Origin of the sequence: Mycolicibacterium helvum (genome assembly GCF_010731895.1) — a bacterium.
GTDB classification, from domain to species: Bacteria; Actinomycetota; Actinomycetes; order Mycobacteriales; family Mycobacteriaceae; genus Mycobacterium; species Mycobacterium helvum.
Genome location: NZ_AP022596.1, coordinates 1,962,946 through 1,977,103, shown reverse-complemented (window position 1 = coordinate 1,977,103; position 14,158 = coordinate 1,962,946). Strand labels below are relative to the sequence as shown.

16 protein-coding genes are annotated in these 14,158 nt (G+C 64.2%); 2 read left to right on the top strand and 14 right to left on the bottom strand.

Annotation, left to right across the window (positions count from 1 at the left end; genetic code table 11):
* Positions 1 to 13 precede the first annotated feature (13 nt).
* A complete protein-coding gene (locus tag G6N38_RS09190) occupies positions 14 to 310 on the bottom strand; it encodes an Rv0250c family protein (RefSeq protein ID WP_163747244.1) in 297 nt (98 codons plus the stop codon).
* Between the two features lie 169 nt (positions 311 to 479).
* On the opposite strand from G6N38_RS09190, the gene G6N38_RS09185 reads away from it, so the two are divergent.
* Positions 480 to 1,241, top strand: a complete 762-nt coding sequence (locus G6N38_RS09185) for an isocitrate lyase/PEP mutase family protein (protein ID WP_163747243.1) — start codon at positions 480 to 482, stop codon at positions 1,239 to 1,241.
* A 10-nt stretch (positions 1,242 to 1,251) separates the two neighbouring features.
* On the opposite strand, the gene G6N38_RS09180 is transcribed toward G6N38_RS09185, so the two are convergent.
* The 9 genes from G6N38_RS09180 to G6N38_RS09140 form a co-directional block, all read right to left on the bottom strand.
* On the bottom strand, positions 1,252 to 4,155 hold the full coding sequence (locus tag G6N38_RS09180) for an MMPL/RND family transporter (RefSeq protein WP_163747242.1): 2,904 nt from the start codon (positions 4,153 to 4,155) through the stop codon (positions 1,252 to 1,254).
* On the bottom strand, positions 4,152 to 4,592 hold the full coding sequence (locus G6N38_RS09175) for an MmpS family transport accessory protein (protein WP_163747241.1): 441 nt from the start codon (positions 4,590 to 4,592) through the stop codon (positions 4,152 to 4,154). Before G6N38_RS09175 ends, G6N38_RS09180 begins: the two co-directional genes overlap by 4 nt.
* A gap of 14 nt (positions 4,593 to 4,606) precedes the next feature.
* The gene (locus tag G6N38_RS09170; RefSeq protein ID WP_246227816.1) at positions 4,607 to 5,095 is read right to left on the bottom strand and encodes a MarR family winged helix-turn-helix transcriptional regulator; all 489 of its coding nucleotides are present in this window, start codon (positions 5,093 to 5,095) and stop codon (positions 4,607 to 4,609) included.
* A 221-nt stretch (positions 5,096 to 5,316) separates the two neighbouring features.
* Complete coding sequence (locus G6N38_RS09165) at positions 5,317 to 5,868, bottom strand: GNAT family N-acetyltransferase (RefSeq protein ID WP_163747240.1); 552 nt, start codon at positions 5,866 to 5,868, stop codon at positions 5,317 to 5,319.
* Positions 5,869 to 5,878: 10 nt separating this feature from the next.
* Complete coding sequence (locus G6N38_RS09160; protein ID WP_179968549.1) at positions 5,879 to 6,772, bottom strand: 5-oxoprolinase/urea amidolyase family protein; 894 nt, start codon at positions 6,770 to 6,772, stop codon at positions 5,879 to 5,881.
* Complete coding sequence (locus tag G6N38_RS09155; protein ID WP_246227814.1) at positions 6,772 to 7,425, bottom strand: 5-oxoprolinase subunit B family protein; 654 nt, start codon at positions 7,423 to 7,425, stop codon at positions 6,772 to 6,774. Before G6N38_RS09155 ends, G6N38_RS09160 begins: the two co-directional genes overlap by 1 nt.
* Positions 7,426 to 7,446: 21 nt before the next feature.
* The gene (locus G6N38_RS09150) at positions 7,447 to 8,163 is read right to left on the bottom strand and encodes a queuosine precursor transporter (RefSeq protein ID WP_163747239.1); all 717 of its coding nucleotides are present in this window, start codon (positions 8,161 to 8,163) and stop codon (positions 7,447 to 7,449) included.
* Positions 8,164 to 8,186: 23 nt separating this feature from the next.
* Positions 8,187 to 9,173 carry an ABC transporter substrate-binding protein gene (locus G6N38_RS09145; RefSeq protein WP_163747238.1) on the bottom strand — a complete coding sequence of 329 codons (987 nt, stop codon included), beginning with the start codon at positions 9,171 to 9,173 and terminating at the stop codon, positions 8,187 to 8,189.
* Positions 9,174 to 9,182: 9 nt separating this feature from the next.
* Entirely contained in the window at positions 9,183 to 9,782 is a 600-nt protein-coding gene (locus G6N38_RS09140; RefSeq protein WP_163747237.1) for a LysE/ArgO family amino acid transporter, read from the bottom strand.
* A gap of 202 nt (positions 9,783 to 9,984) precedes the next feature.
* Between G6N38_RS09140 and G6N38_RS09135 the strand changes: the two genes are divergently transcribed.
* Positions 9,985 to 11,184, top strand: a complete 1,200-nt coding sequence (locus G6N38_RS09135) for an FAD-dependent monooxygenase (protein ID WP_163747236.1) — start codon at positions 9,985 to 9,987, stop codon at positions 11,182 to 11,184.
* Positions 11,185 to 11,283: 99 nt separating this feature from the next.
* Here G6N38_RS09135 and G6N38_RS09130 read toward each other — a convergent pair whose 3' ends face one another.
* The 4 genes from G6N38_RS09130 to G6N38_RS09115 all read right to left on the bottom strand — a co-directional run bounded on the left by G6N38_RS09130 (position 11,284) and on the right by G6N38_RS09115 (position 14,120).
* Positions 11,284 to 11,922 (bottom strand): helix-turn-helix domain-containing protein, encoded by a 639-nt coding sequence (locus tag G6N38_RS09130; RefSeq protein ID WP_246227810.1) that lies wholly within the window; start codon positions 11,920 to 11,922, stop codon positions 11,284 to 11,286.
* Positions 11,923 to 12,389: 467 nt separating this feature from the next.
* Entirely contained in the window at positions 12,390 to 12,569 is a 180-nt protein-coding gene (locus G6N38_RS09125) for a hypothetical protein (RefSeq protein WP_163747235.1), read from the bottom strand.
* A 139-nt stretch (positions 12,570 to 12,708) separates the two neighbouring features.
* Positions 12,709 to 13,512, bottom strand: a complete 804-nt coding sequence (locus G6N38_RS09120) for a siderophore-interacting protein (RefSeq protein ID WP_163747234.1) — start codon at positions 13,510 to 13,512, stop codon at positions 12,709 to 12,711.
* Positions 13,512 to 14,120: a TetR/AcrR family transcriptional regulator gene (locus tag G6N38_RS09115; protein WP_163747233.1), complete on the bottom strand. Its 609-nt coding sequence runs from the start codon at positions 14,118 to 14,120 to the stop codon at positions 13,512 to 13,514. The genes G6N38_RS09120 and G6N38_RS09115 overlap by 1 nt, the downstream gene beginning before the upstream one ends.
* Positions 14,121 to 14,158: the final 38 nt, after the last annotated feature.

Below are 14,158 nucleotides of genomic sequence, written 5' to 3'. Positions count from 1 at the left end.
GGCTAAATCGGGGTCAGCGGCGACTGTGGCCGCCAACGCCCTCGTCGTCGACGTCCCGCCAGAAGGTGCTGTCGTATGGCGTGTCCGGAATTCCGATCTTCTCTCCGGCAATGACTGCTGTTTGCTGGGTTAGGGCAAGCTCATCGGCGTCGATATCGAGAAGTTCCACGTCATTGAGGATGCGTTCGGCGTCGTTGACGATTCGGCGCATTGCCGGACTGTCGTCATATCGCGACTTCAACGAGGCCACGCAACGTCGCAATCCACCAATCAGATGGTGAAGTTCGGCAAGTTCGGTAGTGGTAGACAACGGGACCTCCTTGGGCTGAAGGTGTCATGGATCACAGTACGACAATCGATGCTAGCCACATTTGGAACTCAACGTGAGACAGGTCACGTCGGGAATGGCGCTGCGACAGCCGTGTTGCACCGCCAGTAGGCCGCCAGTGTGAACGAAAAACTCAAGGAGAGGTGCCGGGGTGCCCAGTCAGAGCAGTCTTGCGCAGCATGCTCGAGCGTTGTTGGCGTTGCATCAGCCGGGAAACCCCGTGGTGCTCCCCACGGTGTGGGATGCCTGGTCGGCGTCACTGGCGGTGGAAGCCGGATTTGCCGCGCTGACCGTCGGAAGCCATCCACTGGCCGACTCGGTCGGTAAGCCCGACGGCGAAGGCATGGGTTTCGACGACGTCGTTGCCCGGGTCGCCCAGATTACTGCCGCCGTGGACGTGCCGGTGTCGGTCGATATCGAATCGGGCTACGGACAACCCGGTGAGCGCCTGATCGAGGGGCTGCTTGGCGCCGGGGCGGTTGGCCTGAATATCGAGGACACCGTGCACAGCGAAGGTAAGCGGCTGCGGTCATCGGCCGAGCACGCCGAACTGGTTGGCTCGTTGCGGGCCGCCGCGGATAAGGCCGGGGTCCATGTGGTCGTCAACGCTCGCACCGATCTGTTCCTGCGTAATGACGGTGACGATGCCGATCGGGTTGACCGCGCCATCGCGCGGCTGGCCGAGGCCGCCGCGGCGGGCGCCGACGTGCTCTACCCGGTGGGCCGACACGAACCGGAAACGTTGCGCCGCTTGGCCACTGATCTCCCGCTACCGATCAACGCGATCGCGATACCGGAGTCTGACGACCCGGCCTGGTTCGGGCCACTTGGGGTGGCGCGGATCAGCTTCGGGCCGTTCTGGCAGCGCGCGCTGTCGGTGCGGGCCAACGAGATCCTGGACCGCTGGCGCTAGCTGCCAGCGGCTACGCCTGCGCGGGCAGCGCCGCCGTGTCGACGTCGTCGCTCGACGCCCGCGGCGGCGTCGGCTTGCGGAAGTGGTTGTCGCCACGGGGGTACACGACCTGCGGCCACCAGAACCACCGGCCGAGCATCGTCGCGATCGACGGCATCAGTAGCGACCGCACGATGAAGGTATCGATCAGCAGGCCGATGGCGATCGTCGAACCCATCTGGGCCAGCACGATCAGCTTGCTGCCCATCATCCCGGCCATGGTGGCGGCGAACACCAGACCGGCCGACGTCACCACACCACCCGTGCCGGCCATGGACCGGATGATGCCGGTCTTCAAGCCGGCGTGGATCTCATCCTTGAACCGGGAGACCAGCAGCAGGTTGTAGTCCGAGCCGACCGCCAACAGGATGATGACGGACATCAGCATGACCAGCCATTGCACCTGCACCCCGAACAGGTCCTGCCAGATCAGCACCGAGATACCGAAGGATGCGGCGATCGAGCTGCCGGCGGTTCCGACGATCACCAATGCGGCAACGGCGCTTCGGGTCAGGATGAGCATGATCATGAAGATCAGCGTCAGCGACGACACCACGGCGATCAGCAGGTCGTATCTCGCGCCGTCGGACATGTCTTTATAGGTGGCCGCGACCCCGCCGAGATGAATCTTGGCGTTTGACAGGGAGGACATCTTCAAGGCCTCCTGCGCGGCCTTGCGCTCCGAGTCGACCCGGGCGATGCCGTCGACAGTGGCTGGGTCGCCCTCGTGGGTGATGAACATGCGGGTGGACTTGCCGTCCGGTGAGAGGAACATCTTCAGACCGCGCTGGAAGTCGGGATTCTGGAAGGCTTCCGGCGGCAAGAAGAACAGATCGTCGTTCTTGGCCTGATCGAAGCTTTCCCCCATCGCCAGCGCCGTGTCGTTGGTCGCCTGCATCTGATCGAGCAGCGCCTTCTGCGAGTTGTATGACGCCAGCGCCAGGTCTCTGCTGACCTTCATCGACGCGATCGTCTGGGGCAGCAGTGCGGTCAGCTGCGGTGCGAGTGCCGCCAGCTGGTCGGTGTTGCCCTGCACCCCTTGGGTTTTATCGGTCACCTCATCGATCCCGTCAAGGGAGTCGAACAGGGATCGCGCCGCTGCGCACAGGGGGATGTCGAAGCAGTGCGGCTCCCAGTAGAAGTAGTTCCGCATGGGTCGGAACTGGTCGTCGAAGTTCGCGATGTTGTCGCGCAGCGCCTTGGTGGTCTCCAGCAGATCCTCTGACCGGGCTGCCGAGTCTTGGGTCAGCTGGGTCTGCTTGAGGGAGAGTTGGTACTGCTTCTCCAGGATGTCGATCGAAACATTCATCGAATCAACGGTTTTGAGCTGGTTGTCCAATTGATCCCGTTGGAACGGCAGGTTCATGTTGGTGGTCTGGCCCGCCACGCTCGTCTGGAACGGAATCGAGCTGTGCTGGATCGGAATACCCAGTGGCCGGGTGATGCTCTGCACCATCGCAATGCCCTCGGTGTGCATGACATTGCTGGCAATCTTGTTCAGCACCAGCATGTCGGCGGGATTGCGCATATCGTGGTCGGCTTCGACCATGAGGATGTCGGGATTCATCCTGGCCTGGCTGAAGTGCCGGTCCGCGGCGGCGAAGCCCTGATTGACCGGGGCATCGGTGGGCAGGTAGTAGCGGTCGTTGTAGGCCGGCTTGTAGCCGGGAATTGCCACCAGGCCGATCAGCACCACGAACAGGCTTGCCACGAAAATCGGTGCGGGCCAGCGCACCACGGCGGTGCCGACCCGCCGCCAGAATCTGCTCTGTGGTGGTCGCTTGGACTCGTACAGTCCGACGCGGCTGCCCAGGTAGAGCACGGCCGGCCCGAGCGTGACGGCGATGGCCACGATCACGAGCATGCCGATCGCGACGGGGGCACCCATGGTGGTGAAGTACGGCAGGCGGGCGAAGCTCAGGCAGTACGTCGCTCCCGCGATCGTCAGTCCCGAGCCGACGATGACGGGCGCGACGGACTTGAAGGTGGCGTAGTAGGAGTCGTCGCGGTCCAACCCCATGCCGCGGTCCTCGCGATATCGACCGAAGATGAAGATGCCGTAGTCGGTGGCTGCGGCGATCGCCAGCATCGTGAGGATGTTGCCGGCGAACGTGGTCAGCCCAAATGCGCCGTGGGTGGCCAGAATTGAGACCACGCCACGCGCAGTCAGCAGTCCGAGGAACGTCAGGAACAACTGGATCAGAGTGGTCCGGATCGAGCGGTAGACCACCAGCAGCATGCCCGCGATTGCGATCAGCGTTATCAGAGTGATCTGGATAAGGCTGGCATTGCCGATGACGTGCATATCGTCGGTGAGCGCAGCGGGGCCTGCGACGTACGCCTGCACGCCGGGCGGGGCCGGGGTCTCCTTGATGACCTTGCGGACGGCGTCGACACCTTCGTTGGCCAGGGTCTGGCCTTGCTCACCGGCGAGGTTCAACATCACGTAAGACGCTTTGCCGTCCGCGCTCTGGGCGCCTGCGGCCGTCAACGTGTCGCCCCAGAAGTCTTGGATGTGCTGAATGTGCTCGGGATCTTGCTCCAGCTTGCGGATGATCTCGTCGTAGTACTGGTGCGCATCCGGGCCGAGCGGCTTCTGACCCTCCACCACGATCATGATCGTGCTGTTGGAGTCGAATTCCTGGAAGTTGGCGCCCATCAGCTTCATCGCCCGCATCGACGGGGCGTCCTCGGGCGCCATCGGCGCCGAGTGCAATTCGCCGACGACCTCGAGCTGAGGCGCGACGACGTTCACCAGAACGGCTATCGCGACCCAGAACAGGACGATCGGCCAGGCGAGGATGCGGATCAGGTGAGGCACAGCGGGCCGCTTTGGCTTGCTGGCGGATTCGGCCGCGGTGACGGTGTGGGTCATGCGGACTTCACCAGGCAGTAGGTCTGGGCATTGATGCCATCGGCCGATTGCTCTTCACGGACGGTTCCGTTCACGGTGACGCGGCATCCAATCTGATCGCCATCCGTTCGCGCCATAAGGCTGGCGCTGACGGCAGGCAACGTTGTCGACAGGGTGATCGACCAGGGCAGTGGCACGGTGACGGTGTGCACCTTGGCTTCCGGGTCGAAATAACTGATCTGTGCGGTGGTCCCCGGCGCGCCATAGACGTCGTAGACCATCACTTTGGGATTGAACTGGACGATCTCGATGCCCGCACCGGCGCCGGCGTTCAGGTCCTGCGACCCGAACTTCTTGTGCAGACGCGAAACGACCAGGCCGGAGACCGCCAGCACCACCACGAGGACCACCGGGATCCAGATGCGTTTCAGTACGCGACCCACCGGAATAGCTTTCACCCGAACACCTTCCGTCAAGCCACCGGCCGCGGTGCGGCCGCTTCAGTAGCGCCGCCGGCATTTGCAGCGAGCTGGCAGATGAGCGGGAACGCAACTCGCGAAGAGAGCCACAACGCCGCCTGCTCCTCGTCGGTCAGTGTTGCGATCAACGTCGCCAGCCGTTCCCGGCGCATGCGCTTGCGCTCGTTGAGCAACGCCTGCCCCTGGTCCGTGATGGCGATCAAGCAGGCCCGGCCGTCGTCAGGATCGGCAAGCCTGCTCACCAGCCCCGCGCGCTCCAACCGCTGGACCAACTGGGTCATCGATGGCTGGCTGACGCCCTCTTTGGCGGCCAGCGTGGTCAACCGGATAGGACCTTCGCGACACACCTGGTTGAGCGTGAATGCCGCGGATGCGCTCAGGTCGGCACGGTCGGCGAGGAACCGGATCGTCAGATCCATTGCTTGGTCGAGGGCATCGCCGACGCACTCGCTGACGTCTTGATCGGTCAGCTGATTTCCCACCCGGTATCTATATCACGCGTGCTATGTAGCGGCAATCAAAGCCCAGGCTAATCTCGCTCACGGCCACTTCACAGGTTTGCTGGTCGACGGCCTGGCTGAGCGCGGAATGGCTCAGAGTTGTTGCGGTGCAGCTAGTCCCCGAAGGTGCCGTCCGCGTGCACGCGGGCAGATCGGAACAACGACACGGGCTGTTATATTCCGTCAACTATCTATCGGCGTCGCTACCAGACGTCGCCGTCGCGCCAGTCGCAGGTCAGTCCGGAATTGGTGTCGACATCGATGTCGACCGGCAGGACGAAGATCGAGCCGTCGTCCTTTCGCGTGCGGGCCGGCCCGCCGGGCGCAAGGACGGAGGTTGGGCCCTGCCAGTTCAGCCAGCCGCGGGGACGGTAGATCTTCTCCCCGATGGGACTCGAGCTCAGTGCCCCGATCTGATAGGCCCCGCGGATTACCTGTTCGATCGCGTCCATCACGGCGTGCGCAAGGCCCTGCCCGCGCCAGTCTTCGTGCACCGCGACGCCTTCTACGTAGCCGCAGCGCAGCGCTGCGCCGTTGTAAAGCAGCCGCCGTTGCACGACGGCCGCGTGTGCGACCAGCACACCACGATGGACGATGACGGCGTGCATCCCGCCCAGGGCGTGCTCCCAGTCCGAATCGGTGAACTCGGTCCACTCGGCGAACGCCTCGGTAACCATCTGCCGGGCGTTGTGGCGGGTCTCGGTGTCCAGGTCGCTGGTGTGAACCAGCCGGGCGGTGTGGACCTGCGCGTGCACACCCTCAGCTCTACCAGCCCGGGGAGCTCGCCGCTGCGATACGCGGCCGGGTCCAGTGCAGTCGCACTGTCTGGCCCGGCCTGATCTGCGCGGCCGTGTCAGTGTCGTCATCGGTGACCACACCGATGACGGGATAGCCCCCGGTGACCGGGTGGTCGGGGCCCAGGATCACCGGGTGACCGCTGGGCGGCACCTGGATCGCGCCGCGGGTGGCGCCCTCGCTGGGCAACTGGCGGTCGGGCCAGCGGTAGGCGAGCGGCCGCCCGGCCAGCCTCATGCCGACCCGGTCGCTGCGGTCGGTGGCCACCCAGTCGGTGTGGACGAGGGCGTCGGGGTCGGTGAACCAGTCGTCGCGTGGGCCTGGCACCACGCGCAGCTTGATCAGGTCCTCGGCGATGGCGGCAACCGGGGCCTGGTCGAGTTCGGGATAGCCCCCGGTATGGGCGCCCACCGGGAGCATGTCGCCGTCGCGCAGCGGGCGGGGTCCGATCGCCGACATCATGTCGTAACTGCGAGACCCCAGCACCGGGTCAACGGCGATGCCGCCGCGAACCGCGAGATAGCTGCGCAGGCCGGCGTGTGGGGCACCCAGCGAAATCACTTCGCCCGCCTGGACGTGGTGAATGCTGTTGGTGCCGAAAGGAATTCCGCCGACGGCAGGATCGGTGTCGGCCCCGGTCACCGCGACGTCCACGCCGCCGCCGTGCACCCGTGCGGCGAATCCGCCGAGCGTGATCTCGACGGTGGCGCGGTCGTCTGGGTTGGCCACCAGTCGGTTGGCCAACCGGTGGGCTCGGCGGTCGGCCGCCCCGGAGCGCGTCACGCCGACGTGGGCGAGGCCCGGCCGGCCGAGGTCTTCGAGCAGAGCCAACGGCCCCGTCCGCAACACTTCCAGCGCGATCATCAGGGGGTGCCGGTGATCGCCTGGAACTGAACCCACATGCCGGGTTCCAGCAGTGCCGGCCGCGGCCGGTCGATATCCCACAGCACCGCATCGGTACGTCCGATCAGCTGCCAACCACCGGGCGACTGGCGCGGGTAGATGCCGCTGAACTCGCCGGCCAGTCCGACTGATCCGGCCGGTACGGCGGTGCGCGGGTCGCTGCGCCGGGGCACCGCCAGGCGGGGATCGCCACCGACCAGATAGGCGAAACCCGGCGCGAATCCACCGAATCCGACCTGCCAGGGTGTGGCGGTGTGCGCTTCGATCACGGTGGCGATGTCCATGCCGGTGTGCGCGGCGACGTCGGCGAGATCGGTGCCGTCGTAGACCACCTCGATCACCACGTCGACGTCTGCGCCCCGGTGATCGCCCGGATCAGGGGCGTCGATGTGTAGCCGCAGAAGTCGCTGACGGGTAGGTGCCTGGTGTTGCGGATCGGCGAGCTTCATCAGGACGGTGCGGGCGGCCGGGACGATGTCGAGCACTCCGGACAGCTGTGCTTGGCGCAGTCCCGCGGCCAGTGTCAGCACCTGCTCGGTCGACTCGCATTCGAGCAGCAACCCCTGGTCGCCGTAGTCACGGATTGTGGTGGTCACCACGAGATCTGTCGCCACACTCGTTCACCGACTCATACGTCAGACCAGCTGGGTGTACGTCGGCTCGTGGCGTTTGATGTACCCGATCACCCGGTAGGTGATGGGCAGCATGACCACTTCGACGGCGGTCTTGTAGATCCATCCCAGTGCGGTGTAGGTGACGAAGTCGCCGAAGGAGTTGATGCCGATGGCGCCGGCGGCGATGCTGCAGAACACCAGGGTGTCACCGAGTTGCCCGGCGAAGGTTGAGCCGACCAGCCGCGCCCACAGGTGCTTCTCCTTGGTGCGGGCCTTGATCTTGACGACGGTCCAGGCGTTGATCGTCTGGCCGACGATGAAACCGGCCAGGCCGGCCACGATCAACTGGGTGTAGGCGTGGACGATGTTCTCGAAATGTTCTTGATTGGTGTAGAAGTCGGCGGCCGGCAGATAGATGGTCACCCAGAATGCCAGCGCGGCCAGAATGTTCATCGCGAAGCCGAGGACGATCGCCCGCCGCGCGGCCTTGAACCCATACACCTCGGAGAGCACGTCCCCGATCACGTAGGTCAACGGGAAGACGATGAAGCCGCCGTCGGTGATGATCGACCAGTTCCCGATCACGGGCCCGAACGCGACCCCCTTGGTGGCAGTGACGTTGGAGATGATCACCAGCGCGGTGAATACGGCGACGAGGCCCGGATAGTAGAGCGAGCCGACTTGAGCGAATCCAGGGGTCGGGGCGGCTGGGCGCGCGGTGTCAGGGCTGCTCGTCACAGATGTTATCCAAGCACGACTGGTCAGCGCAGCGCGCTGGACAGCAGCGGTGGCAGTTGATCGGCCACCACCGGATAGGACAGCGGCGACGCGAACGCGATCGCCCCGGCGAGGTCCTTGCCGGTGAAGACGTTCCGGTTGGCTTTGGTGGCCGCCAGGGCGGCAACGGACGGGTCAGCCAGCAGCGCAGCCTGATCGGCGTCGCTCTCGGTGGACCAGATCAGCACATCAGCGGAATCGAGGGCCTCGGCGAGTTTGTCGCGGGGAATGGCGGCCCGGTTGTCGTCGGCGGCGTAGGCGCCAATGCTGTCGGGAACCTGGAAGCCCATCGCGGTCAGGAACTCGGTGCGCCACCCGGGCAGCGTCGCGGTCAGGGTGTCGCCAACGAAACTGCCGGCCAGCAGCAATGCCTTCTTGCCCTTGAACGCGGGGTTGTTCTTCGCGACGTCGGCGAATTTGTCGTCGACGCCCGCGACGAGCTGCTTCATCTGGCGCCCCTGGAACACCGCGGTTCCGACCGCGGTGGCTTGGACCTTCCACGGCTCGAAGAAGGCGTCGCCATCGGACTGGGCGATGGTCGGTGCGATCGCCGACAGTTTCTTGTAGGTGTCGGCGTCGAGGCCTGCGTTGATCGCCACGATGAGGTCGGGCTTGAGCGCGGCGATCTGGTCCACTTGAATTCCGTTGTCCAGGTTGAGCACAACGGGTTGGGCGGATCCGAGTTTGGGCAGTGCCCACGGCCACACCCCGAACGGTTGGTCACCGAACCAGTTGGTCACGGCGATGGGTACGACGCCGACCGCGAGGAGATCGTCCTGCTCGGTGAACCCGGCGCTGACGACGCGCGTGGGCGGTGCCGGAATGGTGGTTTCGCCGAAGAGGTGCTTGATGGTCACCGTTGTGGGGGTGGCGTCATCACTCGAGCCGTCCGATGAGCACGCCGCGGCCAGCAGCGCGCCCGCCGCGCCGGCGGCCCCAAGAAACCCGCGCCTCGTCCACTGCGCCCTCACGGCGCGAGATTAGCTCACCACCAGCGAGATGCCGAGCCCAACCATTGTGACCGCGATCAGGCCGTCCAGAATTCGCCACGTCAGCGGGACGGCGAACAGGCCGGAAAGCCGGCGCGCGCCGAACCCAAGCCCGAAGAACCAGACCACGCTGGCGGTTACCGCGCCGATGCCGAACAACCACCGACTGTCGGCGTGCTGGTTGGCCAGTGTGCCGAGCAACACGACGGTGTCCAGGTAGACGTGGGGGTTGAGAAACGTCATCGCCAGGCAGGTCAGCACAACCGAGATCAGGCGGGCCGAGCCGTTCTGAGCCGGTGCCATGGTCGACGGTTTCATGGCCCGGCGGGCCGCCAGCGCACCGTAGACGAACAGAAAGCCCGCGCCGCTGATCTTGGCGACGGTCACCGTTTGGGGGTGGGCGGTGATGACCGCCCCGATTCCGGCGATGCCGGCGGTGATCAGCAACAGGTCGGAGACCGCGCACACGCTGACCACCGCGAGGACGTGCTCGCGTCGGATGCCCTGGCGCAGCACGAACGCGTTCTGCGCGCCGATGGCGGCAATCAGGGTGAAGGACGTCAGAAATCCGACGAGCAGGGGTGAGGTCATGGGGATGACGGTAGGCACCAGGGATGAGTCAGTACAGCTAAAGATTCTTCATCCCCATTACTTCAACTTATTTGAAACTATGCGGTGTCATAGCTTGGCGGGTTTCCGGCATCGAATGACACATTTCCGGTAGTGCTCCCCGATTCATTTAGGGGACCATCCTCTACACGTCGATCGCAACGACCGGAATTGTGAGGATATTGTGGAGATAACAAAGAAGATCTTGGTCTGTGGTGCAGGCATCGCCGGCCCCACGTGCGCGTACTGGCTGAACCAATATGGCTATTCTGTCGTCATCGTAGAAAAAGCTCGTGCACTAAGGGACGGCGGTCAGAACGTCGATATCAAAGGTGCGGGTCAACAAGTCGTCGACCGGATGGCCCTGTCCGAAAGGATCGAAGCACGGAATACGCAGGAAAAAGGCCAGAAATATCTTGATGCTGCTGGGAATGTGGTGGCGGTGCTTCCGAAGGGCGCATTCGCATGCCTTACCAGCGACTTTGAAATCCTTCGGGGCGATTTCGCGCAGGTACTGTTTGAAGCCACGAAAGACGACTGTGAATATCGATTCGGGCGCTTCGTCACTGGTCTTGATGAGAAGGATGATTGCATATCGGTGAATTTTGATAATGGTGAGAGCGAGGAGTTTGAGCTTGTAATCTGCGCCGAGGGTATCAATTCTTCGACCAGGGGTTTGGTACTGGCCGCGGAGACCCACTTCCGTTACTTGGGGGCGTACATGTCGTTCTTCAAGATCCCACGACGTCCCGAGGATGATAAATGGGCCCATTCGGTAAATGGTGTTGGGGGAACGTTCATTACTCTGAGGCCGGGAAACGAGGCAGAGACTACGGTCCTCGTGACCTTCCTCAGGAACGAAACTGGCATCAATGATGATGAGCCCGGTGTGAGGCGGGAGTTGCTTTGCCAAGCGCTGAGAGGTCGAGGCACCGTCGCCGACCGAATCAGTGCGGATCTGGACAAGGTCAACGATTTTTACTTCGGCCCGATGAGCCAGGTTCAAGCGTCGAGCTGGTCGAAGGGTCGGTTCGTTCTGGTCGGCGACGCTGCTTGTTGCCCGACGCCGTTCACTGGGGCGGGCACGGCGTTATCTATCGTCGGAGCGTATGTGCTCGCTGGCGAAATCAAAAGGAGCGCGGATCATGCGCACGCCTTTGATAGTTACGAAGGTCTTGTGCGCCCGTATGTCGAGGCGTCGCAGAATAGATTGAGCCCAGGTCGTATTCGGTTGATACATCCGAAAACACGGCTTGGGGTCTCTCTCACACATCGCGCGCAAAGACTTGTCGCAGGCCGCGTCGTGCAGAAAATCTTGAAACCCAGCCCGGCGAAGCGCGCAAGGAGGATTGCGGACGATTTTGTGTTTGCGAATTACCTATGAGGCGGGGTTCGTTCATCGCGGCAGCGCGTTGCTCGCCGGGCCGGCATGGGCGGTTGCGTGCCAGAGCGCCAACGGATTTCGGCACGGAGCTGACGTTGATCAGCTGCCTTGGCGAAGTTCCGCTTGGTAGCGACCTGGCGTTTGGCCGACGACGGCGGTGAACGCGTCAATGAAGCTTGTGGTGTTAGACCAGCCGCATTTGGTCGCGGTGTCTGTGACGGAGTTCCCGTTGGTCAGATGCACGAGCGCGTGGTGTACGCGCAAAATAGTGCGCCAACGGTGAAAACTCATGCCTAGTTCGGTGTGGAAGAGACGGCTGAGAGTGCGCTCGCTTGCTCCCGCAGCGCGACCTAGCTCGCTCAGGTTCAGTGAGATCGCAGGATCGTCGTGCAGAAGGCCCGTGACCGTACGCAGACGGTCGTCGCACGGCTCCGGCAGATGCAACGACTGATCCGGGGCCTCGCCGAGCTCATCGATCAACACCGCTCGCAGGCGTTCGTAACTGCCGGGGCGGACTTCCCGCCGACCGGTCAGGGCGAGCAGCGCCTCTCTCAGTAGCGGAGTCACCACGAACACGCTGGGAAAGGCAACCACGCCATCACACAGTTCGGCAGGGATGATGACAAGACGTACATCGGTCCGCCCGTAAAAGCGATGGGAGTGGACGAATCCGGGCGGTGTCCATGTCACCCGGGTGGCAGGTGCGATCCATGTCCCTCGTTCGGTGGTGGTGGTCAATGCCCCAGACGCCGCGTACACCAATTGTCCGTCGGTGTGCGAATGCACATCGATGTGGAAACCGTGGGGGAGCCACGCGCCGTGAGGTGGTGTGATGTCCCGGGGTGGGACCACGGGGTCGAAGGAGCGGCGGGCTTCCGGCATCATCGTCAATCTATCAACGGCGAAGGCTATTTGGTGGCCGCGGTGCGGCCGGCAGATGGCTGGGATGAGGCGTAATCCGGCTGCCGAAATACCTTCCTCAGCCGTCGTAACCACGGGCGAGAAAACGTCCCTTGCGACCGAACGGGCGCCCCGCCGATGCTGGTATTCGTATGCCAGACTTCAAAGTTGCGGTGGGGCAATGATGCTTGGAGTCACAATGGGCCGCAAGGAATTCCACTCCACAGATGCGGGTGCCGAACCGGCGTTATCGGCGCGTGCCAGTAGCCGACCGCACGCGCCGGCAACCCAATGTCTGCGCGACGTCAGCAGATCGCGGCTGCGGCGATCAGCCCGAACGCGATGAGCACGATGCTCAGCACCGCCGCTGCGTGGCCCATTGACAGCGCCACCACGACGCCGACGATGCCGGCGATGAAGATGGCGACCATCAGGAAAGCCATCAGGCCCCGGTGCGGATTGATCGCGCCGGACGAGAGCGGCACGACTGTCGACCTTCTCGAACGTTCCATGCCGATCATCGAACACCTCCGGTTGTGACCTGGCTCATCATTTGGAGTATAGGTGATGCACATCACAAATGGGGAACGGCGCGGCCACCTTACGCGCAGGTCTCGGCGCCGGCTAGAGCCCCATTCGTTCGAGGGTGTCCTCGAACTCCTCGAACGCCATCTTGTCGCCCTTACCTGCAGCGATCGCTCGCTGATAGACCGCAACAACCTCGTCACTGACCAAAGCGAACCTGGCGTCCCAGGCCGCGGAGTCGAATCGCCAGTACCCGGTGATGTCGTACCGGTCGATGGTCCAGCCCCGCCCCCGCACGTAATTGCGGACCTCACGTGATGCGGCGGCTTCGCCGGCAAACCAGCAGTAGCCGTACGCCGGCAAGTCGGCCTGCCGGACCAGATCCGCGAGTGCGCTCGGTGCGACGCCGTTGCCGGTACCGAGGCTGGGAACGACGGCGACACCGGGGCGGACGGGCAGGTAGTCCAGGTCGTGGTGGTCGGCGGCCTCGATGATGACGGTGGTCGCGACGGTGGGGGGCGTTTCCTCGACGATGCGGGCAGCGGCAGGCAGCCCGGCGAGATCGGTGACGAGCAGCTGGCGCGCAATAGCCCGCGGCGGCCGGTACCACGCGCGGGCGTGATCGAGCCCGACCCGATCCCCGGCGGTGGCAGTCTGCGCCCAGGCGCCGCCACGGCCTCCGGAGTGCAGCGCGATGTCGAGGTCGATGTGGTCACCGTCGTGGTGGCGGACGGTGTAGGTGCGGCCCTCCTCGGGCGTTCCCGGGTCGAAATACACGCCGACGGCGCAGTCGCCGATCGTCGGGATGGCCAGAGATTCGGGGTCGTCGACGCGCAGACTGATCCGGCGCAGCCGCGGGCTCAACTGGAGCGCCTCGACGACAGACGCTGGGGAGAAGCTCATCAAACGGCCCCGGCAGCCCCGAGGGTGACGGCAGCCATGGTTGCGACGAGAGTGTCTTCGTCGGTGTCGATGTCACCGAGCAGCCACGCGATGATGAGCTCGGTGGCCGCGGTGACAGCTGCCCTGGCCGCGAGTTGACGGTCGACCGACGGTTTCGGCGGTCCGGCGAATTGCATGGCTTCGGCGGCGATGCGCCCGGTGAACTCGCCGATCTCGCGTTGCTGGAGCTGGCGTAGCCGCGGAAATCCAGGTGACTCCATGTAGAGGCGCGCGTCCGCCGCGCTGGCGACCAATGTGCGCACCACCGTACGCAACACGCCATGTGCCCGGTCGGGGAGCGGAGTGGTACTCAGCACTGTCTCCATTGCGGCTTTGAGCCGGGTGTACAGATCGTCGGCGCAGGCGTCCAGTAGATCGTCCTTGGTGGCGAACTCGGTGTAAAAGTATCGCTTGCTCAGTTTCGCCCGCTGGCACACCAGGTCGACGGTCAGGGGTGCCACACCGACCTCGGCGATCAGTTCGCGCGCGGCGTCGAGCAGGCGTTCTCGCCGCTCTAGGGAGCGTTGCTGGGGGCTCTGCCCGCCGTAGGTGCGTCCTTGGGCAGTCATGACGTCATCTTGACCCATCTGTGGTCTGCGCCATAATC